The organism is Alphaproteobacteria bacterium HT1-32, from assembly GCA_009649675.1.
In the GTDB taxonomy this organism is placed as follows: domain Bacteria; phylum Pseudomonadota; class Alphaproteobacteria; order Rhodospirillales; family HT1-32; genus HT1-32.
This window is the reverse complement of the sequence record WJPL01000001.1, coordinates 371250-398110: the sequence shown is the minus strand read 5'-3', so window position 1 is coordinate 398110 and position 26861 is coordinate 371250. Positions and strand designations below refer to the sequence as shown.

The 26861-nt window shown below is 58.4% G+C and carries 25 protein-coding genes; 20 read left to right on the top strand and 5 right to left on the bottom strand.

Annotated elements, in window-relative coordinates; translation table 11 throughout:
• Positions 1-2: 2 nt before the first annotated feature.
• Entirely contained in the window at positions 3-1652 is a 1650-nt protein-coding gene (locus GH722_01835) for an adenylosuccinate lyase family protein (protein MRG70495.1), read from the bottom strand.
• On the opposite strand from GH722_01835, the gene GH722_01830 reads away from it, so the two are divergent.
• The 5 genes from GH722_01830 (at position 1557) to GH722_01810 (ending at position 5086) form a co-directional block, all read left to right on the top strand.
• Positions 1557-1754 carry a twin transmembrane helix small protein gene (locus tag GH722_01830; protein ID MRG70494.1) on the top strand — a complete coding sequence of 66 codons (198 nt, stop codon included), beginning with the start codon at positions 1557-1559 and terminating at the stop codon, positions 1752-1754. The genes GH722_01835 and GH722_01830 overlap by 96 nt on opposite strands.
• Positions 1755-1763: 9 nt before the next feature.
• Positions 1764-2327 carry a cob(I)yrinic acid a,c-diamide adenosyltransferase gene (locus tag GH722_01825; GenBank protein ID MRG70493.1) on the top strand — a complete coding sequence of 188 codons (564 nt, stop codon included), beginning with the start codon at positions 1764-1766 and terminating at the stop codon, positions 2325-2327.
• Between the two features lie 167 nt (positions 2328-2494).
• Positions 2495-3244 (top strand): electron transfer flavoprotein subunit beta/FixA family protein, encoded by a 750-nt coding sequence (locus GH722_01820; GenBank protein MRG70492.1) that lies wholly within the window; start codon positions 2495-2497, stop codon positions 3242-3244.
• The gene (locus tag GH722_01815) at positions 3244-4182 is read left to right on the top strand and encodes an electron transfer flavoprotein subunit alpha/FixB family protein (protein MRG70491.1); all 939 of its coding nucleotides are present in this window, start codon (positions 3244-3246) and stop codon (positions 4180-4182) included. The genes GH722_01820 and GH722_01815 overlap by 1 nt, the downstream gene beginning before the upstream one ends.
• Positions 4183-4207: 25 nt before the next feature.
• Positions 4208-5086 carry a 3-hydroxybutyryl-CoA dehydrogenase gene (locus tag GH722_01810; protein ID MRG70490.1) on the top strand — a complete coding sequence of 293 codons (879 nt, stop codon included), beginning with the start codon at positions 4208-4210 and terminating at the stop codon, positions 5084-5086.
• Positions 5087-5189: 103 nt separating this feature from the next.
• Here the strand turns inward: GH722_01810 and GH722_01805 are convergent, their stop codons facing one another.
• The gene (locus tag GH722_01805) at positions 5190-5768 is read right to left on the bottom strand and encodes a redoxin family protein (GenBank protein ID MRG70489.1); all 579 of its coding nucleotides are present in this window, start codon (positions 5766-5768) and stop codon (positions 5190-5192) included.
• 57 nt (positions 5769-5825) lie between these two features.
• On the opposite strand from GH722_01805, the gene argH reads away from it, so the two are divergent.
• From argH to GH722_01785, 4 genes are read left to right on the top strand one after another with little or no spacing between them, the layout of a single operon-like run.
• Positions 5826-7220, top strand: coding sequence for an argininosuccinate lyase (gene argH / locus GH722_01800; GenBank protein MRG70488.1), 1395 nt, complete (start codon positions 5826-5828; stop codon positions 7218-7220).
• A gap of 2 nt (positions 7221-7222) precedes the next feature.
• Entirely contained in the window at positions 7223-7360 is a 138-nt protein-coding gene (locus tag GH722_01795; GenBank protein MRG70487.1) for a hypothetical protein, read from the top strand.
• On the top strand, positions 7357-8652 hold the full coding sequence (gene lysA / locus GH722_01790) for a diaminopimelate decarboxylase (protein MRG70486.1): 1296 nt from the start codon (positions 7357-7359) through the stop codon (positions 8650-8652). Before GH722_01795 ends, lysA begins: the two co-directional genes overlap by 4 nt.
• A 15-nt stretch (positions 8653-8667) precedes the next feature.
• Complete coding sequence (locus tag GH722_01785) at positions 8668-11193, top strand: TIGR02302 family protein (GenBank protein MRG70485.1); 2526 nt, start codon at positions 8668-8670, stop codon at positions 11191-11193.
• A 10-nt stretch (positions 11194-11203) separates the two neighbouring features.
• On the opposite strand, the gene GH722_01780 is transcribed toward GH722_01785, so the two are convergent.
• Positions 11204-12148, bottom strand: a complete 945-nt coding sequence (locus GH722_01780; protein MRG70484.1) for a hypothetical protein — start codon at positions 12146-12148, stop codon at positions 11204-11206.
• A gap of 111 nt (positions 12149-12259) precedes the next feature.
• On the opposite strand from GH722_01780, the gene ftsE reads away from it, so the two are divergent.
• From ftsE to GH722_01750, 6 genes are all read left to right on the top strand, one after another.
• A complete protein-coding gene (ftsE, locus tag GH722_01775; protein ID MRG70483.1) occupies positions 12260-13003 on the top strand; it encodes a cell division ATP-binding protein FtsE in 744 nt (247 codons plus the stop codon).
• On the top strand, positions 13003-13884 hold the full coding sequence (locus GH722_01770) for a cell division protein (protein MRG70482.1): 882 nt from the start codon (positions 13003-13005) through the stop codon (positions 13882-13884). Before ftsE ends, GH722_01770 begins: the two co-directional genes overlap by 1 nt.
• Positions 13833-14429, top strand: a complete 597-nt coding sequence (locus GH722_01765; protein ID MRG70481.1) for an HAD-IIIA family hydrolase — start codon at positions 13833-13835, stop codon at positions 14427-14429. The genes GH722_01770 and GH722_01765 overlap by 52 nt, the downstream gene beginning before the upstream one ends.
• A complete protein-coding gene (locus tag GH722_01760) occupies positions 14429-15073 on the top strand; it encodes a YdcF family protein (protein MRG70480.1) in 645 nt (214 codons plus the stop codon). Before GH722_01765 ends, GH722_01760 begins: the two co-directional genes overlap by 1 nt.
• Entirely contained in the window at positions 15073-15837 is a 765-nt protein-coding gene (locus GH722_01755; GenBank protein ID MRG70479.1) for a 1-acyl-sn-glycerol-3-phosphate acyltransferase, read from the top strand. Before GH722_01760 ends, GH722_01755 begins: the two co-directional genes overlap by 1 nt.
• 133 nt (positions 15838-15970) lie before the next feature.
• Positions 15971-18307 carry an adenosylcobalamin-dependent ribonucleoside-diphosphate reductase gene (locus tag GH722_01750; GenBank protein MRG70478.1) on the top strand — a complete coding sequence of 779 codons (2337 nt, stop codon included), beginning with the start codon at positions 15971-15973 and terminating at the stop codon, positions 18305-18307.
• Positions 18308-19328: 1021 nt separating this feature from the next.
• On the opposite strand, the gene GH722_01745 is transcribed toward GH722_01750, so the two are convergent.
• Positions 19329-19865 (bottom strand): gamma-glutamylcyclotransferase, encoded by a 537-nt coding sequence (locus GH722_01745; protein MRG70477.1) that lies wholly within the window; start codon positions 19863-19865, stop codon positions 19329-19331.
• A complete protein-coding gene (locus GH722_01740) occupies positions 19862-20752 on the bottom strand; it encodes an EamA family transporter (GenBank protein MRG70476.1) in 891 nt (296 codons plus the stop codon). The genes GH722_01745 and GH722_01740 overlap by 4 nt, the downstream gene beginning before the upstream one ends.
• A 91-nt stretch (positions 20753-20843) precedes the next feature.
• Between GH722_01740 and GH722_01735 the strand changes: the two genes are divergently transcribed.
• The 5 genes from GH722_01735 (at position 20844) to GH722_01715 (ending at position 26849) form a co-directional block, all read left to right on the top strand.
• Positions 20844-21869: a DUF2125 domain-containing protein gene (locus GH722_01735; protein ID MRG70475.1), complete on the top strand. Its 1026-nt coding sequence runs from the start codon at positions 20844-20846 to the stop codon at positions 21867-21869.
• Positions 21870-21976: 107 nt separating this feature from the next.
• A complete protein-coding gene (gene tcuA, locus GH722_01730) occupies positions 21977-23368 on the top strand; it encodes an FAD-dependent tricarballylate dehydrogenase TcuA (GenBank protein MRG70474.1) in 1392 nt (463 codons plus the stop codon).
• A complete protein-coding gene (gene tcuB, locus GH722_01725; GenBank protein ID MRG70473.1) occupies positions 23355-24443 on the top strand; it encodes a tricarballylate utilization 4Fe-4S protein TcuB in 1089 nt (362 codons plus the stop codon). Before tcuA ends, tcuB begins: the two co-directional genes overlap by 14 nt.
• Positions 24444-24530: 87 nt before the next feature.
• Positions 24531-25649, top strand: coding sequence for a class II histone deacetylase (locus tag GH722_01720; protein ID MRG70472.1), 1119 nt, complete (start codon positions 24531-24533; stop codon positions 25647-25649).
• A 192-nt stretch (positions 25650-25841) separates the two neighbouring features.
• Positions 25842-26849 carry an ABC transporter substrate-binding protein gene (locus tag GH722_01715; protein MRG70471.1) on the top strand — a complete coding sequence of 336 codons (1008 nt, stop codon included), beginning with the start codon at positions 25842-25844 and terminating at the stop codon, positions 26847-26849.
• The last annotated feature ends 12 nt before the right edge of the window (positions 26850-26861 follow it).

Genomic DNA, 26861 nt, shown 5'->3' with positions numbered 1-26861 from the left:
CTTTAAATAAGCCTGACTTTTCTCACCGTTTCCCGTGTCAACTGTTCTGCCAGTCCCGTATAGTTTCCGGCGTCCAGTGCGGCTTCCAGTCCGGCCCGGTCGGTGGCGCCGGCGATTTCCGCGTCCGACATCAGGGCGTCGATGAAGGGGATGGATTGGGCCACGGCCACAGCTGCGGCGTGATGCACCAGATCATGCGCGTGCGTGCGGCCCAGTTTCGGGGCGAGGGTCATCATGACGTTTTCGGCGGCGATCAGTCCGCCGGTCAGGTTGAGGTTCTTCTGCATGGCTTCCGGCACCAGACGCAGCGCCGGCAGCAGGGCCTCCAGATCGGTCAGCATGTCATAGGCCAGTGAAACCGGGCCGGAGGTGCAGTCATACATCAGATGGTTGGTGGCGCTGTCACTTTCGTTCTTTGGCTGCATGGCCTCGAAGGCGGTGGGCACAAAACTGCGCAGGCGGGCCGCATCGGCGATGACCTTCACCGCCAGTTTGGAATTCACCTTGTGCGGCATGGTTGATGAGCCGATGACATCGGCACCAAGGTCTTCGATGACCTCCCCATATTCATCGCCCATCATCAGATAGAATTCACTGACAATCCGCCCGATGGACGTGCCGAACAGGGCCAGCAACAGCACATATTCGCTGATATGGTCGATGGCAGAGCGGGCGGGGATATGCAGATGACCAAGACCGAGCCGCTTCGAGACCGCCACGTTCAGCGCCGGGCCGTCCTTTCCCCATGCATGCATGGCACCAACCGCACCACCCATCTGGCTGGTGAAGGTGCGTTTGCTGACCTCCGCAAACCGTTCCTGATGGCGTTGCAGTTCCTCGATGGCGATGGCCAGCTTGTAGCCCATGGTAACGGGCAGGGCCTGACGGTGGTTGGTCCGGCTGACGGCGGGCATGTCTGCGGTGTCTTCCGCCATCTGGCAAAGATGTGCCATGACGCGGTCCAGCCGGTCCATCAGGGAGGCATGGGCGCGCTTCATCAGCAGGATACGGCCGGTCTGGCTGATATTCTGTGTGGTTCCGCCCCAGTGGACGTAGCCGGCGGCTTCCGGTGAGCAGGCTGCGGACAGCAGCCGGGCAATAGAAGCGACGGGGGCACGGGTGACGGCGATGTCTGCGGCAAGTTTTTCTGCCGGTATAACCGTCAGGTTTGCCTTCGCAGCGATTTCTTCACCGGCAGCCATCGGGATCATGCCGATGTTGCCCTGTTCCAGCGACATGGCGGCTTCGACATCAAGGTAGGATTGCCAGAGACTTTCCCGCGTAAACAGATCGCGGATTTCCTGAGGCGTGGGAAGGTCGGTCATGAGCTGGGGTCCGGAACAGAGTGAAGGTGCCGGAATTGTCGTCAGTGATGAAGATATTGCAACAGATGCATGAGTATCGCTTTCAACTTTTGCTTCCTTCTCCTTTGGAACCGGTTTTGCTTTCCCCTCATTCTGAACCCGTTCCGGGGTGAGGGGGCGTTTGCGGATGAGAATCCGGGCTGTTTGTAAATTTCCGGTGGAACTCCCGATGATCGGGTCCATATTCGGAGAATGAACTCTTTCCTTCCTTATCTGGTGATGATTGGCGGGTTTGCCACGATAGCCGTGCTGATGTTCGGTATCTTCACCTTCACCCGTTCCGGCCATACGGATGGCCGGCGGTCCAACAAGATGATGCAGCTTCGCGTCATCTTTCAGTTCGTCACCATCATGCTGATGGGCCTGCTGGCTTTGCTCTCGATCGACTGAGGTATCTCAATGGTAACGCTCGACAAGATCTACACCCGTGGCGGCGATGCCGGACAGACATCGCTGGGCGATGGCAAGCGCGTTGACAAGCACAGTCTGCGGGTCGCGGCCTACGGCACCAGTGATGAGGCAAACGGCGTCATCGGCATGGCACGGCTGCACAGTGACGGTGAGGTCGATGCGATGCTAAGCCGCATCCAGAACGACCTTTTTGATCTGGGTGCCGATCTCTGCACCCCGGAAGACGGACGCAAGGCCGAGGGAGCGCTCCGCATTTCACCGGAACAGGTGGCGCGGCTGGAGCAGGAGATTGATGCCATGAATGTTGACCTTGCACCGCTGAAATCATTCATCCTGCCGGGGGGAACACCGCTGGCGGCGCATCTGCATCTGGCCCGCACCGTGGTTCGGCGGGCCGAGCGTATCATGACAGAACTTGCCGCAATCGAGCAGATCAATCCGGATGTCATCCGCTATGTAAACCGCCTGTCGGACCATTTGTTCGTGCTGGCCCGCGTTGCAAACGACAATGGCCGGACGGACGTTCTCTGGCAGCCGGGAGCGAACCGCTGAGCGGGTGCGGTATGCCCGCTAACGAGCCGTCGTCGTGAAATTGACATAGATTTAACGAGGGCATAGTGTGCACTGCACAAACCAAGAGGTGGGGGCCTCATTGCGCTATATCTTTGCGCTCATGACCCCATCAACGCCAATCTCATGAGAGGGTCGTCAGGTAAGCAATGAAGGTACTCGTCGCAGTCAAACGCGTCATCGACTATAACGTCAAGATACGCGTCAAAGCGGACCAGTCGGGGGTCGAAACGGCCAACGTCAAGATGTCCATGAATCCATTCGATGAAATCGGTGTCGAAGAAGCCGTTCGCCTCAAAGAGGCTGGCATTGCCACTGAAATCATCGCGCTTTCCGTCGGCCCGCAGCAGTCGCAGGAAACCATCCGTACGGCGCTGGCCATGGGTGCAGACCGCGGCATTCTGGTTCAGACCGATGACGAAGTGCAGCCCCTGTCGGTTGCGAAGATCTTCAAGGCCATTGTCGAGAAAGAGGAGCCGGGTCTGGTTATCCTTGGCAAACAGGCCATTGACGATGACAGCAACCAGACCGGACAGATGCTTTCTGCGCTTATGGGCTGGGCACAGGGCACCTTCGCCTCCAAAATCACCGTGGATGGCGACAAGCTGAACGTCACCCGCGAAGTTGACGGTGGTCTGGAAAGCATCGTTCTGAAGCTGCCGGCCATTGTGACGACTGACCTGCGGCTGAACGAGCCGCGTTATGCCTCCCTGCCGAACATCATGAAGGCGAAGAAGAAGCCGATTGATACAACAACACCTGATGAACTCGGTGTTGATATCACGCCACGGCTGAAAACCCTGAAAGTTGTTGAGCCGCCGAAGCGTGAAGCCGGTGTGATGGTGGAAAGCGTCGCCGAACTGGTCGACAAGCTGAAGAACGAAGCGAAGGTGATCTGATGGCTATTCTGGTACTGGCCGAGCATGATAACTCGGAACTGAAACCCGCCACTCTCAATGCAGTTGGCGCGGCCAAGGCAATCGGATCGGATGTCACCCTGCTGGTCGCAGGCGAATCCTGCCAGGCCGTTGCGGATGCCGCTGCGAAGGTTGAGGGCGTCTCGAAGGTACTGCTGGCTGACAATGCGATCTACAGCAACCGTCTTGCAGAAGATACCGCGAGCCTTCTGGTGAAACTGGCCGGTGACTACAGCCATGTGCTGGCCCCGGCGACAACATCCGGCAAGAACATCCTGCCACGCGTTGCAGCCCTGCTGGACGTGGCGCAGATTTCGGACATTTCCGGGGTTGAAAGCGACGATACCTTCATCCGTCCGATCTATGCCGGTAATGCGCTGGCGACGGTTCAGAGTTCGGACAGCATCAAGATCATCACGGTGCGGACAACCGGTTTTGATGCGGTTGCTGCCGAAGGTGGCTCTGCCTCGATTGAGACGGTTGATGCCGCGGACAGCACAGGTCTTTCGACCCATGTCGGTGCGGAACTTTCCAGCTCTGAGCGCCCGGAACTGACCAGCGCGAAGGTCATCATTTCCGGTGGCCGTGGCATGCAGTCCGGCGATAATTTCGTCATGCTTGAAAAGATTGCGGACAAGCTGGGTGCTGCTGTCGGTGCTTCCCGTGCCGCTGTCGACGCAGGCTTTGTGCCGAACGATTATCAGGTCGGCCAGACCGGCAAGATCGTGGCGCCGGACCTTTATATTGCTGTCGGGATTTCCGGGGCGATCCAGCATCTCGCAGGGATGAAGGATTCCAAGGTTATTGTTGCAATCAACAAGGACGAGGAAGCACCGATTTTCCAGGTGGCTGACTATGGTCTTGTTGCAGACCTTTTCAATGCCGTGCCGGAACTTGAGGCGGCACTGGATAATGCTTGATCAACCAGCAAGGCAATCATCTGAAATGACTAAATTACAGACCGTTGGCGTGATCGGTGCCGGTGCCATGGGTAATGGCATCGCGCATGTTTGTGCCCTTGGCGGTCATGATGTCGCAATTGTCGATCTTTCAGACGATATTCTGGAGAAGGCGATTGAGCGGATCGGCCATAATATGGACCGTCAGGTCGCAAAGGGGCTGATTACGGAGAGCGAGCGGGACGCGGGTATGAAGCGTCTCACGACCAGCACCTCCTACGACATTTTTGCCGAGACGGACCTCGTCATTGAAGCGGCAACGGAAGATGAATCGATCAAGCGGTCGATCTTCAAGAACCTCTGCCCCTATCTGAAGCCGGAAGCAATGATCGCGACGAATACCTCGTCGATCTCGATCACCCGGCTGGCGGCAGGGACCGATCGTCCGGGCCGGTTCATGGGTATGCATTTCATGAACCCGGTTCCGCTGATGAAGCTGGTGGAACTGATCCGCGGTATTGCGACGGAAGACGAAACCTTCAATGCGGTGCGCAAGCTGACCGATGACCTCGGCAAGCAGGTTGCCGTTTCTGAAGATTTCCCGGCTTTCATCGTCAATCGTATTCTGCTGCCGATGATCAATGAAGCGGTCTACACGCTTTATGAAGGCGTCGGATCGGTTGAAGCCATTGATACGGCGATGCGTCTGGGGGCCAACCATCCGATGGGTCCGCTGCAACTTGCGGATTTTATTGGTCTGGATGTCTGTCTTGCGGTCATGCATGTGCTGCATGATGGCCTGGCGGATACCAAGTATCGCCCCTGCCCGCTGCTGGTGAAGTATGTCGAAGCCGGCTGGCTTGGCCGCAAGACCAACCGCGGCTTCTACGATTACTCAGGTGACGAGCCGGTTCCGACCCGCTGATCCCACTGATCCGGAGTCTCGTTCTCTTTTCTGCTTTCCCTTCATCCTGAACTGGTTTCGGGATGAGGGAGAGTGGTTTCAGCCGGGACGAAGCACCTCCGTCTTACCCGGCCAGTGCCTGTTCCTGACGCCGGGCGATAATGCCTTTCAGCCAGTCGACGATTTCCGGTGCAGTCCAGTCCAGTGCGCCGGCGACAGAGCCGAGCAATCGGCCTTCGGCGTCAATGATATAGGTTGTCGGCAGACCGCGGGCTCCGAGCGCCCGGGCTATCCGGTTTTTCGGATCCAGATAAATCTCCAGATGATCGACATTGGTGCGGCGGAAGAAGGGTTCGACCTTCTCGACGCCACCCCGGTCTGATGACAGGGCAACGACCTCAAAGTCGGCTCCGCCCAGCATTGCCTGCAATTTATCCAGATGCGGCATCTCCCGGACGCAGGGGCCGCACCATGTCGCCCAGAGATTGAGCAGCACCACCTTGCCGTGAAAATCACCCAGCTGCATTTCGACACCCAGACCGTTGGTGAAGCTATCGGACGGGAGGCTGGTTTCGCTGTCCAGCCGTTCATAGTTCTTTGGCGGACCGGCGACAGCCAGTGCAGGCGTCATGATCAGCAGGATGGCGATGGCCCTGATGAGCGGTATCATTCTGAATTCTCCGGCGTAAACGGCTTGAGACATCGGCAGATATGGGGACAATCGCCGAAATAACCACCCTTTTTCAGCCGGGATTGCCGCATGACGCAGTCGAATGATATGTGGGGCGGCCGGTTTGCGGCTGGTCCCTCCGAAATTATGGAACGCATTAACGCCTCGATCGATTTCGATCAGCGGCTCTATGCACAGGATATCCGCGCCTCTGTCGCTCATTGTCGTATGCTGGTCGCGCAGTCGATCATCGGTGCAGAAGATGGCGATGCTATAATTGATGGCCTGCAGAAGATCGAAGGTGAGATCGAAAGCGGCAATTTTACTTTTTCGTCAGCCCTGGAAGACATTCATATGAATGTCGAATCCCGGCTGGCTGATCTGATCGGCGCATCGGCGGGCCGGTTGCATACCGGACGTTCCCGTAACGATCAGGTCGCAACCGATTTTCGTCTGTGGGTCCGCGATGCCATCGACAATGTCGATCAGTCGCTGGCTGACCTGCAGGCCGCGTTCATTGACCAGGCAGAGGCGGGGGCGGATATCGTCATGCCCGGATTCACCCATTTGCAGACGGCGCAGCCTGTCACTTTCGGCCATCACATGCTGGCTTATGTCGAGATGATCGGTCGTGATCGTTCACGGCTGGCGGATTGCCGCCGGCGGTTGAATGAATCGCCGCTTGGTGCTGCGGCACTGGCGGGAACGTCCTTCCCGATTGACCGTCATGCCACGGCGGCGGCGCTCGGCTTTGACCGGCCAACGGCGAATTCGCTCGATTCCGTTTCGGACCGGGATTTCGCCATGGAATATCTGTCGGCATTGTCCATTCTTGGTATTCACCTCTCCCGCTTTGCCGAGGAAACGGTGATCTGGTGTTCGGCACAGTTTCGTTTCATCACGCTGACCGACGCCTTTACCACGGGCTCGTCAATCATGCCGCAGAAACGCAATCCGGATGCGGCGGAACTGGTGCGGGCCAAGTCCGGACGGCTGTTCGGTTGTCTGCAGGGCTTCATGGTGGTCATGAAGGGCCTGTCCCTGACCTATTCCAAGGATATGCAGGAAGACAAGGAGCCGGTATTCGAAGCGACAGACACTATTGCGCTCTGCATTGCCGCGACGGCAGGCATGGTCCGTGACATGAAGCCGAATGCGGATGTGCTCCGGCAGGCTGCGGGGCAGGGCTTTTCCACCGCGACAGATCTTGCGGACTGGCTGGTGCGCAGTCTGGGCATGCCGTTTCGGCGTGCGCATCACGTCACCGGAACGCTGGTGAAGATGGCTGAGGACCGCTCCGTTGGTCTGGAAGACCTGACCCTGGCTGACATGCAGTCGGTTGAACCGGGGATAACCGGGGATATCTTTGACGTTCTTGGTGTTGATAATTCTGTTGCGTCACGCACCAGCTTTGGCGGCACGGCCCCGGCGAATGTCCGGGCGGCTGTTGTCGAGGCACGTAAGCGCTTTCTGAAGGAGGCATGAAAATGCAGTTGCTGACCCGTATCCTGATCCTGTCGCTGCTGACGGCTGGTCTTGCGTCCGGCCTTTCCGCCTGCGGCAAAAAGAATGCACCGCTGCATCCCGCCGGTTCTGAATATCCGAAGAAGTATCCGAACAAATGAGCCGCTGGGATTTTGAATATGTCGATGGTGAGCTGACAACCGAAGGCGTGCGGCTGAGCGATATTGCACAGGCTGTCGGCACCCCGACCTATGTATATTCAGCGGCGGGTATCCTGCGCCGGTTTGCTGCCTATCGCGATGCGCTGGAGCCGCTGGGCGGACATGTCTGCTACGCCATGAAGGCGAATGATAACATGGCGGTCCTGCAATTGCTGGCAAATGCAGGCGCTGGCCTGGATGTGGTTTCCGTCGGCGAGTTGCGGAAGGCGCTGGCGGTGGGTGTTTCGCCGGAAAATATCGTGTTCTCCGGCGTCGGGAAAACCGATGTGGAGATTGCCGCCGCACTTGATGCGGGGTTGCTGTCGCTGAATGTCGAATCTGAAGATGAAATGGAAAGCCTTGCCCGCATCGCAGCGGAAAAGGGGATCCGTACGTCAGCGGCCATTCGTGTGAATCCGGATGTGGATGCCAAGACCCATGCCAAGATCACCACGGGCAAGGCCGAAAACAAATTCGGTATCTCGCTGGAGCGGGCCCGGCTGCTGTTTGACCGGGCGCGTGAGTACAGTCATGTCGACCTCGATTGCATCGCGACCCATATCGGCTCGCAGCTGACTTCGCTGCAACCCTATCGTGAGGCATTTGCTATTGTCGCCGATCTTGTCCGTGAATTGCGGGCAGCAGGTCATACCGTCTCCCGGCTCGACCTCGGCGGGGGGCTTGGTATCTCCTATGAAGGCGAGAGCATTCCGGAGATGAGCGATTATGCGGCGGTAGTCCGGGAGACCGTTGGCGACCTTGGCTGCGAACTGGTGTTTGAACCCGGTCGCTCGATTGTTGGCCCGGCGGGTGCGCTGCTCTCGTCCGTGGTTCGCCTGAAGGAGGGCGAGGCAAGACGCTTTGTTGTTGTTGATGCGGCAATGAATGATCTCGTCAGACCGGCCATGTATGATGCCTATCACGAAATTCTTACCGTCAGGGAAAGCACCCCCGCTGCGGGTGACAGACCAGCGGATATTGTCGGCCCGGTCTGCGAAACCGGGGATACTTTCGCCCGCCAGCGGGCTTTACCGGCGCTGAAACACGGGGATCTGGTCGCTTTCATGAGTGCCGGGGCCTATGGCGCGGTGATGGCTTCCAGCTATAACGCACGCCCCCCGGCGGCTGAAGTTCTGGTCAGCGAGGGACGATATTCAATAATTCGGCCACGTGAAGATATTGATGCTATAATGGGTCGTGACCAGATACCTGAATGGATCGGGTCTCATCAGCCCCGAAAGGGTGCTGCCTAGCAACAGGATTGCAACATGACGGACCAGCGGGATACCAGAAACAGCGGCGTGAACAGCCCGTCATTCTCGGGTGTTCTCTGGCGGACCGGGTGGTCCATCTCATGGGAACGGGCCGTCAGATGTCTGTGGCTTCCTGTCGCATTTATCCTTCTCGGTCTTGGTCTGGCTCTTTCCGGAATTCTGCCCGCGCTGCCTGTCTGGCTGCATCTTGTTCTTCTGGTCCTGATGGCCGGCGTGACAGGCTTCAGCCTGTTTCGCGGGCTGCGTGGTTTCAGCCTGCCGGGCATGGCCGAGATACGGGCCCGGGTTGAACAGTCCAATAAGCTGCAACATCGTCCGATTGAAGCTGTCGAAGACCGTCTTGCGGACGGCAACCAGAATCCCCTGACAACTGCATTATGGCGTCTGCATCAGCAACGTGAGCGCGCCAGACTGGCTGGTCTGAACAGCGCAGCCCCGCGGCCGACACTGGCCGGGTCTGACCGGTATGCTGCGGTTGGCGGGGCCTGTCTTTTGCTGCTGGTTGGTTTCGTGGTTGGTGATGGCCGTCTGGCAGACCGGTTTTCTGCGGCGATGGTTCCTGACTTCAGTCGTTTCGGAACCCAGACACCCCTGCAGGTTGAGCTCTGGATAACGCCGCCTGCCTATACACGGCTTGCGCCGGTTTATCTCACCTATCGGGAAGCCTCCCGGCAGGAAGAGGCAGCCACAGCCAGCCCGGCGTCAGAGGTCAAACGGGTCGTTGTGCCGGAAGGCTCGCGCCTGCTGGCGTCCCTGCAAGGCAGGCTGGAAGCGCCGCAGCTTGATACCGGAAGCAGCCAGACCCCCTTGTCAGTCGTTGGAGAAAGCAGCTTCACGCTGGAGACTGAATTATCAGGCGGGACAACGCTGCGTTTTACGGATGGTGACAGAACGCTGGCTGAATGGCCGGTCGCCGTTGTGGCGGATAGTCCGCCGACAATATCCTATCTCAAGCCTCCAACTGGCGATAAGCGTAACCAGCTGGCGCTGGAATATGAAATTTCCGATGATTTCGGGGTGGAGGATGCGACAGCGACAATCCGCCGTCCGGATGGTGCCGAAATTCTTGAAGGCTCACCACGTGAGATTTCCTATACCCTGCCGTTGCCCGGCTTGTCGCCCACAGGGGCGAAGGGACGTCACGCAAATGACCTGACCGCTCACCCCTGGGCGGGGCTGATGGCCTCTGTACAGCTGTCCGTAACCGATGCAACCGGGCAGACAGGTCAGACCGAATGGGTCGAACTGAACCTGCCGGAACGGAGCTTCAACCAGCCGGCAGCCCGTATGGTGGTCGGTGCACGCAAGCAGCTGACCCTGCATCCGACGGACCGGGAGAGTGTGTTCGAGGTTCTGAATGCCATTTCCTCCCGCCCCGGCCTGTTCAACAGTGATATCGGGGTCTTCCTGGCGATGCGTTCGGCGGCAGCCCGTCTGCGCTATGCGCCGGAAAATGCCGCGGGTCTTGCCTCGATTCAGGAATTGCTCTGGACCATTGCCCTCAGGATCGAGGACGGTGAACTGGCACTGGCGGAACGCCGGCTGGCCGAGGCTGAAAAGCGGCTGCAGGAAGCGATGGACCGCGACGATGTCACCGATGCAGAGATGCAGCAGCTCATGAACGAGCTGGCGCAGGCGATGCAGGAATATTTCAAGGAGCTGGCCCAGAAACTTCAGGAGATGGGGCCAAGTGACCAGCCCATTGATCCGGATGCCCAGGTACTGTCGTCCCGCGAGATGCAGGATATGCTGGAGCAGATGCGTCAGCTGAATGAAATCGGTGCGAAGGAAGCGGCCAAGCAGATGCTGAGTCAGCTTCGCCAGATGCTGGAGCAGATGAAGAACATGCCGCTTGCCGGCATGCGTCAGCAGCCCGGCCAGAATGGCGAGATGCAGAAGCGTATGGGCCAGATGCAGGAAATGATGCGTCGTCAGCAGGAACTGATGGACGAGACATTCCGTAACAGCCAGCAACAGCAGCAGCGCGGTATTCAGGGGCAGCAACAGTCACAGGAAGATATGAAGCGCGGGGCCGGTGAACAGGAGGCTCTGCGGCGTCAGCTTGGTGAAATGATGCGCCAGCTTGGTGAAAATGGTCAGATACCCGATGCGCTGGGGCGCGCAGAGCGGGCCATGCGGGATGCTTCAAAGCAGCTCGGTGAAGGATCGGCAGAAGATGCCATGCAGGCACAGGGTGATGCGATGAATGCCCTGCGGGAAGGTGCCCGGGACATGGCCGAACAGATGGCCCGCCAGCAGCAGATGGGCCGCCAGCCGGGTAATGGCCGGGGCGGTCGCGGTAACCAGCAGCAGTTGCAGGGCGATGGCCGCGATCCGCTGGGTCGCCGGTTTGAACAGGACAGGGGTGGAGAAGTGGATGATGGCCGGACAGCCATCCCGACCAAGGGGGATGTTCAGCGCGCCCGCGACATTCTAGATGAACTCCGCCGCCGGTCTGGTGACACGGCGCGCCCGGAAACTGAACTGGACTATATCGATCGTCTGCTGGAGACGTTCTAGACCGGGTCAGCTACATCCTGTCAACAAAGTCGACATCCATCCGCAGTGCCCGGCCGACGCCGCTGACTGTCGGCGAGAAGACAACCACCTCACCCGGTGTAACGATGGGCTGAGGCGGAGCGATGATTTCTTCCTTATGGATAATCGTACCGTTGATGTTGGTCAGGCGGATCCGGACCTGAGGAAATTCGACCGGCCGGTCGGTGATATTGCTGACCGTGCAGACCGCGGTGATTGATTCATTGCCGGCAGAATCGCTGTCCCGGGACAGTTTGTCAGCGGGACAGTCCAGTTCAAGGCCGGCACCCGGATATTCAGGTGGCAGACCAAGCAGATCAATCAGCTTGTGGTACTGTACACGGGTTGAGGGGAAGACATCCTGTACAGTTGAGCGGAAGAACCACAAGGCAGCAGCCGTGCCCAGAATAAGGAACAGCACGATGAAGAATGTCAGTGCTCCTTTGCCGCCGCTCTTGCGCTTGCGCTGGGGTGCCGACATGCCGGGGCTGAAGACATTCGGAATGGGCTCCGGTTCAGGCGGCAGCACATCATTCAGTGCCGGGCCACTCCGGTCGGTTTCTGTTCCGGCAGCCGGTTCCGGGGCATCCTGTACCTCCAGCGTTGGCATGCCATCGTCGGGATCATCGTCAACGGTGACATCCTCGATCGGAAAATCAGGGGTTGCCTCATCCGGCTCGTCCGTGACCATTTCCGCGACATCAACCGGTTCGTTCTCTTCCGGCTCTGGCTCCGGCTCTGGCGGAGGAGGCGGTGGTGGAGGTGGTGGAGGTGGTGGCGGTGGTGGCGGTGGCGGGGGCGGAGCCACTGCTGCAGCGACGGCTGTCGCATGCCATGAATGTTCACAACGCGCGCATTTTACCTTTCGGCCTGCCGGGCCGATGAGTTCATCACGAATGTTGTATTTCGCCGCGCAATTCGGACAGCTTACTAACATGGGCCTCGGTAACCGCGTAATGTGAAACAATTGTTTATAGTTGCGGGCTGAATCCGAGACAAGTGGGCTAGCCCACTGGACGTTCAGACTTTCCCCGGTTAAGTCTCAGAGATTGAGGGAGATGCGTTAATTTTGGCTGAAGATCAGTCTGTTGTCAGGTTTGAGAATGTTGGTCTCCGATATGGCTCGGGGCCGGAGATCCTGCGCGATATCAGCTTTCGGCTCGCTCCGGGGGATTTTCGGTTCCTGCTGGGGCCCAGCGGCGCTGGAAAATCGTCGCTGCTTAAACTGCTTTATCTCGCAAATCGACCGACCCGTGGCATCGTTTCCCTGTTTGATCGCAATGTCAGCAGCATAAGGCGTCATGAAATTGCCGCGATTCGACGGCGTATTGGTGTCGTGTTTCAGGATTTTCGTCTGCTGGATCAGTTAAGCGGCCTTGAGAATGTCGCTTTGCCGCTGCGTATCGCCGGGGTGCGGGATGCGGAAGTAAAGCGGCATGTCGAGGAATTGCTGGGCTGGGTTGGCCTGGAAGATTTCCTTGATGCGACGCCGAAGACCATGTCGGGCGGACAAAAACAGCGCATCGCGATTGCCCGGGCCGTGATTTCCCGCCCGCGACTGTTGTTGGCCGACGAGCCGACGGGAAATGTCGACGACAAGATCGCCATGCGGCTGATGTATCTGTTCGAGGAACTCAACAAGCTGGGTACGACCATCATTATTGCGACGCATAATGAGGGGCTGGTGCGCCGGTTTCAGTATCCGGTCATGCGGATCAATCAGGGCGTCATGCAGCTTCCGGTAACCGATGCCCTGCCGCCACGGCCTGCCGGCAAGCAGGGTGACAGATAATGGCGCAACCTTCTGCCGGTCAGTTGTTTGCGCGCGATAATGCCCAGCGGTTTCTGCCCTGGGTGACGGCTTTCATGGTCTACCTCGCGTTTCTGGCTCTGTCGGCGGTGCTGAGTGTTCACACGATGGTCGATGCCTGGAACGCTGAAATCAGCGGGACAGCGACGGTACAGATCGCGCCTGAGACGCTGGAGGGTGGCGTGCAGGAAGACACGGTCAGCCGGGCGCTGGATGTGCTAGAATCACAGCCGGGAGTGCTGGGTGTTGAGGCCCTTTCCGTTGAGGCGGCAGCCGCCCTGCTGGAACCCTGGCTTGGGTCCGGCGAGCATATCGTCGATCTGCCCCTGCCGCGGCTGATTGATGTGCGGCTGGACCCGGATGTCGCAGACCTGCAAACCATTGCGCGGGAGTTACGGGCGGCGGTGCCCGGTGCCCGTCTTGATGACCACCGGGTCTGGCTGCAGAATTTCATCAATGTTGTGCTATGGTTTGAAATCGCGGCAGTCGGGGTGTTTGCCATTGTCTTGCTGGTCACCATTCTGACGGTGATGTTCACCACCCGGACCGGGCTTGCCATTCATCATGATGTGGTTGAAATCCTCCATCTTGTCGGGGCCAGAGATTCCTATATTGCCCGCAAGTTCGGGGCCCGTGCGCTCTGGCTCGGGCTGCGTGGCGGGCTGATTGGCGGGGTGTTTGCAGCAGGAACGGTCTATGGGTTTTCCTGGCTGGCAAGCCGGATTGATGCCGCGCTTCTGCCCTCAGCCCAGCTGTCTCCGCTGAGCTGGACGATCCTTGCACTGACACCGCTGCTGGTTTCGGCGATTGCATGGGCAACGGCGCGGGCAACGGTTTACGCTGCCCTCAGGAAACTGTCATGACCATGCCGCTTGTAATTCTCGACCGCGACGGGGTGCTGAACGTCGATCTTCCGGCCTCGGTCACCCGGTTTGCCGACTTTGACCTGATACCGGGTGCTGTTGCAGCCACGGCCCGATTGAGTCATGCCGGATACAAGATTGCGATTGCGACCAATCAGGCCTGTGTCGGCCGAGGTGAACTGGCGCCTGCGGTGCTGCGTCAGATTCATGACCATCTTCGTCGGGAAGTCTCTCGTGAAGGCGGGCGGATTGATGCCATTTATGTCTGCCCGGAAGCTGCCGGGGAGGCGAATGACAGACGCAAGCCCGGACCAGGCATGTTGCGGGAGGCGCTGGCGGATTTCAGTGCAGTGGCTGGTGATGTCTGGTTTGTTGGTGATTCACTGGGTGATCTCCGGGCTGCGAAGGCGATTGGCTGCCGCCCGGCACTGGTGAGAACCGGTAAGGGGGCTTCGATTATGGCGGCTGGTTTGCCGGATGATGTCTCTGATGTTGCGGTCTTCGATGATTTGACTAGTTTTGTGGATATGGTGGTGAGCGGGTAATGATTGGCAGGCGGAAACGACGGCGCGGCAGTTTGCTGCGCCGGATCTACTGGTCGGTCGTTCTGCTTGGCCTTGTGATTGCCGGTTGGGGGGCCGGGCTTGTTTGGTTTGTTGGCCAGATGCCGTCGGAAACGACGGATGATCTCAGGCCGGCGGAAGCGATTGTCGTGCTGACGGGGGGGCAGGATCGTCTGTCCCGCGGCTTTGATCTGCTGTCGGCGGGCAAAGCAGCCAAACTCTTTATTTCGGGCGTCTATCGCGGGCTGGATGTACGGGCCTTGCTGGAAATGTCACAGCAGTCCCCGGACGAACTGGAATGCTGTATCGAGCTTGGTTATGCAGCACCGGATACCATTGGCAATGCAATGGAAACCGGCGGCTGGGTGAAGCGGAACAATATCAGTTCGATCATTCTGGTGACGGCACATTATCACGTGCCGCGCAGCATGCTTGAATTCCGCGATGCGATGCCGAATGTCGATATCCAGATTTCGCCGGTTTTCCCGGATAACGTGCGCCGGGATGACTGGTGGCAGTGGTCGGGGACGGCCCGGCTTTATGCTGCGGAATACAGCAAATATCTGTTTGCCCGTCTGCGGCGGCTGGTTAACCGCACTGTCGACCGGGTTGGAGAGGCGATGTGATGACCTGGCTGCGGTCCCTGCTGTTCAATGTGCTCTGGTTCTGCGCCATTCCGTTGCTGCTGATTGTGCTGCTGCCAATGCTGCTGATGTCGCGCCGTGTGATGCAGTATGGTGCAAAGCTGTTCACGGGCATGACCTCGGGTTTGCTGAGGTTTGCCGTCGGGTTGCGCTGGCGTGTCATCGGGCTGGAGCATCTGCCGGAAGGCCCGTTCATCATCGCGGCAAAACATCAGTCGGCGTTTGATACGATGGTGTTTCACCTGTTTCTCAGTGACCCGGTTTTTGTCCTGAAACAGGAACTTACAAAACTGCCGATCTATGGCCGGATGGCACTGCATGCCGGTATGATCTCCGTCGACCGGTCTGCGGGCGCCAGTGCATTGCGGCATCTGGTGCTGGAAACCCGTGCGGCCGCCGCGAACGGATCGCAGATCATTATCTTCCCGCAGGGGACGCGGACCGCACCCGGACAGCATGTGCCCTATCAGCCGGGAGTTGCTGCGATGTACAAGAACACGGGGTTGCCGGTCGTTCCCTGCGCCCTGAATACCGGAATGTTCTGGGGGCGACGGACTTTCCTGAAGCATCCCGGTGTTATGACAATCAAGTTTCTGGAGCCGATTCAGCCGGGGCTGGCCCGGGCTGAATTCATGGAACGTCTGGAGACTGTGATTGAACAGGAAACGGATTTGTTGTCAGCTTCCTCCGGAGGCGATGCCAGTTCGGTACAGCATCTTGCGGTTGCTGACCGGAAAGAAACATAACAAGAACATTTCTGTTGCTTTCATCCCCCTGTGAGGATGATTATCATCAGACCGGAGGCCGGGCCGGGGCTGGGTTTAGCCCTTTGCTGGCCGGAATTTCTGTAATGCCGACATACCGGGGAATAACGCGCATATGGCGCAGATAGCTGCAATATCTCAACAGATCTGGGACATGAAGTATCGTCTGAAAGACGAGGCTGGCCGCCCGGTTGACCGTACCATTGCCGACAGCTGGAACCGGGTGGCAACGGCGCTGGCTTCTGTTGAGGAAGATCAGGAAGCCTGGCGTGAACGGTTTCTGACATGCATGCAGAATTTCCGCTATCTGCCAGCCGGGCGGATTCTGGCCGGTGCCGGTAGCGGCCGCAAGGTGACCCTGTTCAACTGCTTTGTTATGGGGACAATCCCCGATGACATGAGCGCGATTTTCGAGAATCTGCGCGAGGCGGCACTGACCATGCAGCAGGGCGGGGGGATCGGCTACGACTTCTCGACCATTCGTCCGAAGGGCGCGCCGGTACATAGTGTCGGCTCCGACGCCTCCGGGCCGCTGTCTTTCATGGATGTGTGGGATGCCATGTGTCGCACCATCATGTCTGCCGGGTCGCGCCGTGGTGCGATGATGGCGACCTTGCGCTGTGATCATCCGGACATTCTGGCCTTTGTGGATGCCAAGCGTGATCCGGGCCGCCTGCGCATGTTCAACCTCTCGGTGCTGGTGACCGATGCCTTTATCCGGGCGGTGCGCGAAGACGCGCCCTGGCAACTGGTCTTCGACGGGGTGGTTTATGACAATATTCAGGCCCGCGATCTGTGGGACCGGATCATGCGGGCGACTTATGCCTATGCGGAACCGGGGGTGATTTTCATCGACCGGATCAACGCCCGTAACAACCTCCGCTATTGCGAGGAAATCTGCGCCACCAACCCCTGTGGTGAACAGCCCCTGCCGCCTTATGGTGCCTGTCTGCTGGGGTCGGTCAATCTGGCGCGGCTGGTCAATAATCCGTTTCAGGCCGATGCCAAGCTGGACCTCGCTTTACTGGATACGATTGTCCGCGACGCAGTGCGGATGATGGATAACACGATTGATGTCTCCAATTACCCGCTGGAGGCACAGCGACAGGAAGCCCTGACCAAGCGCCGGATCGGCCTTGGTGTCACGGGGCTGGCAGATGCGCTGATCATGTGCGGCACCCGCTATGGCGGTGCCCGTTCGATCCATCTGGCGGAAACATGGATGCGGGAGTTGCGGCGCTCGGCCTATCTCGCCTCCATTGATATCGCGGCAGAGAAGGGGGCGTTTCCGCTGTTCGACGCGGAAGCCTATCTGGCAGGGGAAAGCGTTGCGGAACTGGATCAGGATATCCGGGACGGCATTGCCCATTTTGGCATTCGTAACAGCCTGCTGACCTCCATCGCGCCGACCGGAACGATCTCGCTTTATGCAGATAATGTTTCATCGGGGCTGGAGCCGGTGTTCAGCTTTTCCTACAGCCGCAATATCCTGATGCCGGATGGTACCCGTCGCGAGGAACAGGTCTCCGACTACGCCTATCGCCTCTATCGCAAGATGTTCGGGGAAGACACGCCGCTACCTGACTATTTTGTTGATGCGCAGTCGCTGTCACCGTCAGACCATATCGCCATGCAGTCCGCCGTGCAGAAATATGTGGATTCGAGCATCTCGAAAACCATCAACTGCCCGGAAGATATCAGCTTTGAGGCCTTCAAGGATATCTACATGAAGGCCTATGATACGGGCTGCAAGGGCTGCACCACCTATCGTCCGAACGATATTACAGGCGCGGTTCTGTCGGTGGAACCGAAGGCGGCGGAAAACAAGTCAGAGCCGGAATTGCCGCTTGGTGTGCCAGAAGTACGACCCGCCGACCAGTTTGATGCCGGCGGTGTGGTCTATATGACCCAGCCGCTGGAACGTCCGGAAGAACTGACCGGTGGCACCTACAAGCTGAAATGGCCGGACAGCGAACATGCGATGTACATCACCATCAATGATGTCATTCAGGACGGCCGCCGTCGCCCGTTTGAGGTGTTCGTGAATTCCAAGAATATGGAACATTTCGCCTGGACGGTCGCCCTGACCCGGATGATCTCCGCCGTTTTCCGACGGGGTGGTGATATCTCCTTCGTGGTCGAGGAACTGAAAGCCATCTTCGATCCGCGGGGTGGCCAGTGGGTCAACGGCAAATATGTGCCCTCCCTGCTTGCTGCTATCGGCGATGTCATCGAACGCCACATGATCGAAATCGGTTTCATCCCGACCAAGGAAAATCACAACCAGCATCAGCAGGACCGCATGGTCCTCACGGTCGGCAAATTGACCGACGGCCAGTTGTCCCCGGCCCCGACCGCTTTCCGCCAATGCCCGAAATGCGGCGGCCTGTCGCTGAAACGCGAGGAAGGTTGCGACAGTTGTGTGGAGTGCGGTTATTCGAAATGCGGGTGAGTTTCTGTCTGGTATCCTTCGAGGCGCGCTTTCAGCGCTCCTCAGGATGATGTCGCGACTTTCGGCAGAGCAGCGACGAAGATATATTTTCGTCGTCCCGGGATGGCCGCAGGCCAGCTACCCGGGACCTCTCCGGCAATCTCGACAGACCCGGAACAACCTGCTGGCTCCTCGTCCTGAGGAGGCTGCGCAGCAGGCGTCTCGAAGGATGGCGGCACTGGTCGTCCTCCAGGTGATTCAATCACAGAGGAACACATAACCGCAATGTTCTTCAATATGTTGATTGGGTTTTGATCCTAACTGAGACTGGTTTGAATTTGCCTGACAGCACTAAATTTTACTATAAACTGTATTCTGCTCGGGGTGTACAGATTGGTGGATGTTAAATGTTGTTTATCAGGAAGATTGAACAAAACCGTGGTTTTTTACTACCGGTGGTGACTAGTTTTGCGTTTTTTGTTCTTGCAAAACCTGAAAATAATTTCTCCTCATTTGGATTTATAAACTTTTTATTTTTATTAATTTTAATGTTTTTTTTCTCTTCCACTATTTTGATGCTGATTGGGAGTTCTTTTGTTTTTGGGGTTCATTCATTTAAAGATTTTAATAATAGTAAAAATTATGTTTTTTTCTTTTTGGCTAGTATATTTTTGCTTGGTGTAAATATGTATTTTAATAGAGATTACGCTTATTTATTCGGGGTCCCGTCGGAGTTGATTTTTTTGAATTTTTTCTCGGTGCTCTGCGGCTCGATTTTTGTTCAGTTACTGAAAGGACGTGTATCCGATGACGATAGATAATCGAGGGGGCATGTCTGGCGGGGTTGCGAGGGCTGGGAGAGGGCTTGAGCAGTCCGGACTGCCTTCCGCCAATGCCCGAAATGCGGGTGAGTTTCTGTCCGGTATCCTTCGAGACGCGCTTTCAGCGCTCCTCAGGATGAGGAGCCATGTAACTTAACCTCGTCCTGAGGAGCCTGCGCAGCAGGCGTCTCGAAGGATGGCGGCACCGGGATGCGGAGTGTTTACTTCTCCAGCGCCCGCATCAGTGCATCCAGCTTTGCCGAGCTGATGCCGACGGCCCGCATATGTTCGACCGTTGAACTGACATAATCGATGTTGATCCCGCTGACGCCCTTGCCCTGCCGGACAAAACGGACCTGTTCCTCGATGCTGAGGACGCCTGCATACTGGGCGTGGTCGCGCACCGCGATGAAGCTGTAGGCTTTCAACGGTCCGACGGCGGTGTCGACGCGGAGCCAGCGGGGCTCGTACACGGCGGTGACCATTTCGCGATCGTCGAGATATTTCTTGATGGCGGGCCATTTCACCGGGTCGACACGGAAGACCTTGCCCTTGCAGGCCCCGCCACGGTCGAGGCCGAAGACCAGACCGGGGCAGTCCTGGGTGCCGCGATGATGCCAGGAATAGATACAGAGCGAGCGGTGATAGCCCCGGAGCGTGCCGTCGCGTTCCTCCAGAAAATCAAAGTCGGGGCGCCACATCAGGGAGCCATAGGCAAAGACCCAGATCGGGTTCTCGATAGCAGGTGTTTTGGTCATTTACGGGTTACCAGTGCGACACCCCCGGCAGCGATGGCAAAGCCCATGATCGCGAGAGGTGACAAAGATTCATCAAACAGCAGCCAGCCGAACAGGGCAGCACCAGGCGGGACAAGATAAAACAGGCTGGTGACTTTCGTTGCAGCGCCATTATGGATCAGGAACAGCAGCAGCCCGACCGCGCCCCAGGACAGCACGACCACCAGCCAGACAAAGGCGAAGACAAACTCGCCGGTCCATTCAATCCGGAAGTCCTCCAGCAGCAGGGCACCGACCAGTGTTGCCGCACCGGCAGCCATGAACTGGATGGCCGACCCGCTGCGCAACGGCATATCCGAGCAGAAGCGTTTCTGGTACAGCGTGCCGACGGTAATGGCGATCAGGCCGCCGACGCAGAGGCCAAAGCCCAGCCCGTCGCCCTGACTGAAATCCATCTTCTGCCAGACCACCATGGCCACACCGGCAAGCCCGAGCAGCAGCCCGGCCCATTGTCGCCAGGTGACGGTTTCACCCAGCAGGCGGGGGGCAATAAGTCCGGTCAGCAATGGCTGGAGGCCGACGATGAGGGCAGAAACCCCGGCGGTGACGCCCATATGAATGGCCACGAAGACGGCCCCGAGATAGCCGCCATGGGCAAGCAGTCCGAAGACGCAGATATGGCCGGCCTGTCGCCAGTCGCGTGGCCAGGCGCTGCGGGTCAGGACCACCAGCAGGGCAAGTCCGGCGGCGGCAACGGCAAATCGCAGGGTCAGGAAGCTGAGTGGTTCGGCATAGGGGGTGCCCATGCGGGCGCCGATAAAGCCGGTCGACCAGATCGGGACAAAGGCCCAGGAGGCCAGAGTTACCTTCAGGGCGTTGGTTTCTGCTTCGGTGCGCTGTGATACCATTGTCGGGATATGACCTGTCGGCTGGGATGACGGGTTGAGATGTTCTATAGAGGGGTTACCGTAGGTCCGTCAAAACATCCCTCTGGTAACCATGCGCAGACTGATCGTCTTTCCCGTCCTTGTCATCTTCCTGATCATCGTCGGCTATTCCGGCTGGTGGTATCTGCTGGCGGCCCGGACAGAGGCCGGATTTCAGGCATGGATTGACGAGCGTCGCGCCGAAGGGATGGAGGTTACCTATCAGGGTTACACCATCAGCGGATTCCCCCGTGAAGTCCGGCTGGCCATTGACCAGCCGAAAGTCCGTACCGCCGGGCCTAAAGGGGTCACCGTATGGACCACACCCTTTGCGGCGGCCTGGGCAACCCCATGGTCGCCCCTGACCATCATGGTCGAGCCATCCGGGCAGCACAGTCTGCTGATTCAGCAGGGCGACCAGCGTACGGAACTTGATGTCAGGGCGACGGCTCTGCTGGGGCGCGTGATGATTGGCAATGACGGGCAGGTTCAGTCTGTCGATGTGTCGGCTGACGGACTTGTCGCAACTGCAAATGCCGAGGAAGTGGGGCGGTTCAGCCGCTTCGTGCTGCGTCTTTCGGATCTTGGGAATCTCGGGACGACAAGTCCGAAGAACCTGCGGATGGAAGTTGCCAATCTTATCCTGCCGCAGCTTCGCGGGCAGCCACTGGGCTCGCGGCTGGAAGCGCTTGCACTGGATGCAGACCTGACCGGCGTGATTGCCGGGCGTGCCCCGTCGCAGATGGTGACGATGTGGCGCGATACAGGTGGCCGGGCTATTATCAACAACTTCCGTGCAACCTGGGGGAATCTGGCGCTGGCCGCGAACGGGGAAGGCAGTGTCGACCATGACCTGCAACCCAATCTGAAACTGGACACAAGAACCACAGGCCTGCCGGAAACCGTCGATGCACTGGCGGCGAAAGGTTATCTGAAATCCGGGGCGGCCACGGCAGTCAAGTTTGCCCTGACCGTGCTTGGCAGCCGTTCATCCTCCGGACCGCGGGGTGCCATCGACCTTCCCGTTTCCATCCGCAATCAGACGGTTTTCCTTGGTTCCATCGGGCTGGCAAAAGTGCCAGATGTTGTCTGGTATTGAACTGAATCACGGGGGAACAGATGATTGCATCGTAAAAATGACAGGGTATATTGTCTGGACAAAACGGATCGACAAACCCGGTTCAGTCCGGGAGTGGGGAAGCACTGATGACCGTACGAAATTATGACGTCCTTGTTGCCGGGGGCGGTAACGCCGCTGTCTGCGCAGCGATAACCGCAGCGCGTGACGGCGCGTCCGTTCTGCTGGTCGAGGCCGCGCCGAAATTTTGGCGTGGGGGGAATACCCGCCATACCCGCAATTGCCGGATCGCCCATGACAGCGCAAATGAAGTCCTGACCGGGCCTTATCCGGTTGAGGAGTACATGGAAGACCTGCTGCGCGTGACGGACGGTGAGACCGACATGAAGCTGGCGCAGATGACGCTGGAGCAATCGAAAGACCTCTGGGACTGGCTGAATGAACAGGGCGTTCTGTTTCAGCCGTCGATGGGGGGAACGCTGACACTGAGCCGCACCAATGCGTTTTTCCTCGGGGGCGGCAAGGCGATGCTGAACGCGCTGTATCGTACGGCGCTCAGTCTGGGTGTGACGGTTGAATATGATACGGAAGTCATCGATGTGGATATCGTCGACGGCTTTGCCAAAACGGTCACCGTGCAGAAAGGTGAAGACACGGAAACGATCAGCATCCGGGCCTTTATCGCTGCCTCCGGAGGTTTTGAAGCCAATATCGACTGGCTGAAGGAAGCCTGGGGGCCATCGGCGGAGAATTTCCTGATACGCGGCACGCCTTATAACAAGGGGCGGGTGCTGCGCATCATGATGGACCGGGGCGTGCAGATTCTGGGCGATCCGAAACAGTGCCACGCAGTTGCCATCGACGGGCGTGCGCCGAAGTTCGACGGTGGTCTGATCACCCGGCTGGATTGCGTGCCGTTCGGCGTGGTCGTGAATGCCAATGGCGAACGGTTCTATGACGAAGGCGAAGATTTCTGGCCGAAACGGTATGCGATCTGGGGGCGGCTGGTTGCCGCTCAGCCGGAGCAGGTCGGTTATGTGCTGATTGACGAGAAGTCGATCAATTCCTTCATGCCGTCGCCCTTCCCGCCGGACAAGGCGGATACCATCGAGGAGCTGGCAGAGATCATGGGGCTGGATGGTGCGAAGGTGAAAGCCACGGTTGAGGAATTCAACAAGGCCTGCAGGGGCACGAACTTCAATCATAATGAACATGACGACTGCCATACGGAAGGGCTGGAAATCAACAAGACCCACTGGGCGCGTCCTATCGACAAGCCGCCCTTCTATGGCTACTCGCTTCGTCCGGGTATCACGTTCACCTATCTCGGTGTGAAGGTGAATTCGGATGCGCGGATGATCATGGCTGACGGCAAGCCGTCGGGGAACATGTTCGCATCCGGGGAAATCATGGCCGGGAATATTCTCGGCAAGGGATATCTGGCCGGTATCGGCATGACAATTGGCAGCGTCTTCGGGCGCATTGCAGGCAGGGAGGCCGCAGGAAATGCTCGCAACTGAGGCACTCACCGAAGCACATCGTCAGACTGGTATCTGCAATTCCTGTCGCTATTGCGAAGGTATTTGCGCGGTCTTTCCGGCACTTGAGCGACGCCTGACCTTTTCGGAAGGCGATATCGACTACCTGTCGAACCTCTGCCATGCCTGTGGCGCCTGCTATCATGACTGCCAGTATGCGCCGCCGCATGAGTTCGGCATCAACTTCCCGGTCGCAATGGCGGAAGTACGGGCGGAAAGTTATGGCCGTTACGCCTGGCCGGGCTTTCTGGCGCCGGCGTTTGAACGCAATGGTCTGGTGATTGCCGTGCTGACGGCGCTGGCTGTCGCGGCCTTTATCGGCGGGTTCATGGCTTTCGGCTCGGCCGAGGTGATGTTCACCACCCAGACCGGCAGTGGCGCTTTCTATCGCATCATGCCTCATAACACGATGGCTGCCCTGTTTGGTGGGGTCTTCCTGTTCTCGATGATCGCGTTGTGGATGGGCCTGCGGAAATTCTGGAAAGCAACAGGTGGTGGCAAGGTTACCTGGGCGGCCTTCCGGGGGGCAGGTGCTGCGGCTGCGACACTCCGCAATCTCGATGGCGGCGGCGGTGGTTGCATGAACACGGATGAAGATCCGGATGACAAGCGGCGGCATTACCACCACATGACCTTCTATGGCTTCCTGCTCTGCTTTGCCTCGACCTCGGTCGCGACCCTGCAGCATTACCTGCTTGGCTGGGAAGCGCCCTATGCCTGGTACAATCTGGCGGTCATCCTTGGCACAGTCGGCGGCTTCGGTCTGGTGATTGGCCCGCTTGGCCTGTGGAAAGAGAAGAAGTCGCGGCTGGTTGATATCAAGACTTCGACCCGTGGCATGGATCAGGCATTCATCCTGATGCTGTTTCTGACGGGGCTGACCGGCCTGCTGCTGCTGTTCCTGCGGGCGACGCCTGCAATGGGAACCCTGCTGGCTATTCATCTCGGTGTGGTCTTTGCACTGTTCCTGTCTTTCCCCTACGGCAAGTTCGTTCATGGCATCTATCGCTATGCGGCACTGGTCCGCAACGAGCTGGAAGCGGCGGCCGAAAAATAGCCGGGCGCGCTTCTGATCACCGGATGACATCTGTTGTCCGGGCGATAGACTGACTCCGTCAATGCGAATGGACGGAGAGGCAGGCAGATGGCGTCGACGGCTTTTTATTCAGATGAACGATGCTTCTGGCATTCCGGCGGCAACTACGCCTCCGTTGTACCGGTTGGCGGGCTGGTGCAGCCGCTGGCAGCCGGTGGTCTGCCAGAAAATCCGGAGACCAAACGCCGGCTGAAGAACCTGCTGGAGGTCACCGGGCTGGCGGGTGAACTGGATTGCCTGACCGCAGCCCCCGCGACAGAAGAGCAACTGCGTCACGTCCATCCGGCGTCGTACCTCAGCGAGTTCAAAAGAATGAGCGATGCCGGTGGTGGCGAACTCGGCCAGCGCACGCCTTTCGGTCCCGGTGGCTATGAAATTGCCACCCTGTCCGCCGGGCTTGTCAGCGGTGCCCTGCAATCGGTTCTGCGCGGACAGCACAGAAATGCCTATGCGCTCAGCCGTCCGCCGGGGCATCATTGCCTGCCTGAGACGCCGATGGGTTTCTGTCTGCTGGCAAATATCGCCGTGGCGATCGAGACGGCGCGGGCGGCCGGTCTGGCGGAGCGTTTTGCCGTCGTCGACTGGGATGTGCATCACGGCAACGGTACGGAGGCGGTGTTTATCAACCGTCCGGATGTGCTGACCATCTCGCTGCATCAGGAGAACAACTATCCCCGCGATACCGGTGGCGTTGCCGAGCGCGGGCAGGGTGCCGGAGAAGGGGCGAACATCAACATTCCCCTGCCGCCGGGCAGTGGCCACAGTACCTATATTCGCGCTTTCGAGAAGATCGTTGAGCCGGCGCTGCGGAATTATCGCCCGGATGTGATCATCATCGCCTGCGGCTTCGACGGCTCCGGCGTTGATCCCCTGTCCCGGATGCTGATGACCTCCTCAACCTTTGCCGGGATGACGCGCCGGGTGAAGGCAATTGCCGATGCACAATGCGGCGGACGGCTGGTCATGGCACATGAAGGTGGTTACTCGGAAGTACATGTGCCGTTCTGCGGTCATGCCGTGATTCAGGCTATGGCCGACTCTGACATTGCTGCTCCGGATCCGCTGGAAGACCGTATCATGGCGCACCAGCCGACCCAGCGGTTCCAGACCTTTCTGGACGGGCTGGTTGACGAACTTGCCGCCTTTTACAGCAGTCAGTCTGCCTGAAATTGCATCTTGTCGCAAAATTTGCACAAGATTTAATCGACAATATCCGCTGCTGCTGCCAGCATTCTCGCCGGATCTTTGCAAAGCCGGACTGGCACAGGCTTTGCGTCATTGGTGCGGATAGTCTGCCGGCAGAACAGGGCCTGATGCCCTGTTGCTGGCACGACCGGTTTTTACAGGAAAGGGTTTTCCATGCTTCGCGGAATTATCGTTGGCCTTGCCGCCCTGGCGGGGATTACAGCCACATCGGCTGTGGCGGAAACGCCGGTCAAGTTTGCGCTGGACTGGAAGTTTGAAGGTCCGTCTGCGCCGTATTTTGTTGCCATCGACAAGGGTTACTACAAGGAGCAGGGCCTTGATGTGACGGTCGATTCCGGGCCGGGTTCGGTACAGGGTATCGCCCGTGTTGCCGCGGGAACCTATCCGCTCGGTTTTTTCGACATCAATTCGCTGGTCAAATATCTTGACCAGAACCCGGGAGCACCTGTTACGGCTATCCTGATGGTCTATGACAACCCGCCTTTCGCTATCGTCACCACAGCCAAAAGCGGTATCAGGACACCGAAGGATCTGGAAGGTCGGATCCTCGGCGCACCGGCTCCCGATGGGGCCTATGCCCAGTGGAAAGCCTTCGTGAAGGAAAATGGTATCGATGCCTCGAAGGTGAAAATTGAAAATGTCGGCTTCCCGGTTCGGGAGCCGATGCTGGCGAAGGGCGATGTCGACGCCATCACGGGCTTCTCGTTCTCGTCCTTCTTCAACCTTCAGCGCAACGGTATCCCGGCGGAAGACATCAACGTGATGCTGATGTCCGATTATGGTCTGGTGCTGTATGGCAACGCCATCATGGTCAATACCGACTTTGCCAAGGCCAACCCGGATGTGGTGAAGGGCTTTGTTGCCGCCACCATCAAGGGGGTCCAGGCAACCGTTGCCGACCCGGAGACTGCGATCAAATCCGTGATGAAGCGTAACGAGATTGCCGATGAGGCGATTGAGCTGGCGCGGCTGAAGATGGCACTGCGCGATAACTTCGTCACCGACTATGTCAAAGCCAACGGGTTTGGCGATATCGATCCGGACCGGCTGGTCAAATCGATCGGCCAGATCGGCGTAACCTATGATTTCAAGGCGACGCCGGATCCGAAGGCGGTGTTTGACCCGTCCTACCTGCCACCGGCTGCGGACCGCAAGCTCTGAGCCCTCGTTACG

What these genes read in the sequence shown, in the direction of transcription:
- GH722_01770 (MRG70482.1), top strand. Translation starts at nt 13,003, where the DNA reads ATGGCGCAACCTTCTGCCGGTCAGTTGTTTGCGCGCGATAATGCCCAG.
- GH722_01755 (MRG70479.1), top strand. Translation starts at nt 15,073, where the DNA reads ATGACCTGGCTGCGGTCCCTGCTGTTCAATGTGCTCTGGTTCTGCGCC.
- GH722_01735 (MRG70475.1), top strand. Translation starts at nt 20,844, where the DNA reads ATGCGCAGACTGATCGTCTTTCCCGTCCTTGTCATCTTCCTGATCATC.
- argH (MRG70488.1), top strand. Translation starts at nt 5,826, where the DNA reads ATGACGCAGTCGAATGATATGTGGGGCGGCCGGTTTGCGGCTGGTCCC.
- GH722_01750 (MRG70478.1), top strand. Translation starts at nt 15,971, where the DNA reads ATGGCGCAGATAGCTGCAATATCTCAACAGATCTGGGACATGAAGTAT.
- GH722_01835 (MRG70495.1), bottom strand. Translation starts at nt 1,652, where the DNA reads ATGGCCGGAACGGGTGAAGGTGAAGATACCGAACATCAGCACGGCTAT.
- GH722_01780 (MRG70484.1), bottom strand. Translation starts at nt 12,148, where the DNA reads ATGTTAGTAAGCTGTCCGAATTGCGCGGCGAAATACAACATTCGTGAT.
- GH722_01740 (MRG70476.1), bottom strand. Translation starts at nt 20,752, where the DNA reads ATGGTATCACAGCGCACCGAAGCAGAAACCAACGCCCTGAAGGTAACT.
- GH722_01795 (MRG70487.1), top strand. Translation starts at nt 7,223, where the DNA reads ATGCAGTTGCTGACCCGTATCCTGATCCTGTCGCTGCTGACGGCTGGT.
- GH722_01815 (MRG70491.1), top strand. Translation starts at nt 3,244, where the DNA reads ATGGCTATTCTGGTACTGGCCGAGCATGATAACTCGGAACTGAAACCC.
- GH722_01830 (MRG70494.1), top strand. Translation starts at nt 1,557, where the DNA reads ATGAACTCTTTCCTTCCTTATCTGGTGATGATTGGCGGGTTTGCCACG.
- GH722_01715 (MRG70471.1), top strand. Translation starts at nt 25,842, where the DNA reads ATGCTTCGCGGAATTATCGTTGGCCTTGCCGCCCTGGCGGGGATTACA.
- GH722_01785 (MRG70485.1), top strand. Translation starts at nt 8,668, where the DNA reads ATGACGGACCAGCGGGATACCAGAAACAGCGGCGTGAACAGCCCGTCA.
- GH722_01810 (MRG70490.1), top strand. Translation starts at nt 4,208, where the DNA reads ATGACTAAATTACAGACCGTTGGCGTGATCGGTGCCGGTGCCATGGGT.
- tcuB (MRG70473.1), top strand. Translation starts at nt 23,355, where the DNA reads ATGCTCGCAACTGAGGCACTCACCGAAGCACATCGTCAGACTGGTATC.
- GH722_01720 (MRG70472.1), top strand. Translation starts at nt 24,531, where the DNA reads ATGGCGTCGACGGCTTTTTATTCAGATGAACGATGCTTCTGGCATTCC.
- tcuA (MRG70474.1), top strand. Translation starts at nt 21,977, where the DNA reads ATGACCGTACGAAATTATGACGTCCTTGTTGCCGGGGGCGGTAACGCC.
- GH722_01825 (MRG70493.1), top strand. Translation starts at nt 1,764, where the DNA reads ATGGTAACGCTCGACAAGATCTACACCCGTGGCGGCGATGCCGGACAG.
- GH722_01820 (MRG70492.1), top strand. Translation starts at nt 2,495, where the DNA reads ATGAAGGTACTCGTCGCAGTCAAACGCGTCATCGACTATAACGTCAAG.
- lysA (MRG70486.1), top strand. Translation starts at nt 7,357, where the DNA reads ATGAGCCGCTGGGATTTTGAATATGTCGATGGTGAGCTGACAACCGAA.
- GH722_01760 (MRG70480.1), top strand. Translation starts at nt 14,429, where the DNA reads ATGATTGGCAGGCGGAAACGACGGCGCGGCAGTTTGCTGCGCCGGATC.
- GH722_01745 (MRG70477.1), bottom strand. Translation starts at nt 19,865, where the DNA reads ATGACCAAAACACCTGCTATCGAGAACCCGATCTGGGTCTTTGCCTAT.
- GH722_01765 (MRG70481.1), top strand. Translation starts at nt 13,833, where the DNA reads ATGGGCAACGGCGCGGGCAACGGTTTACGCTGCCCTCAGGAAACTGTC.
- GH722_01805 (MRG70489.1), bottom strand. Translation starts at nt 5,768, where the DNA reads ATGTCTCAAGCCGTTTACGCCGGAGAATTCAGAATGATACCGCTCATC.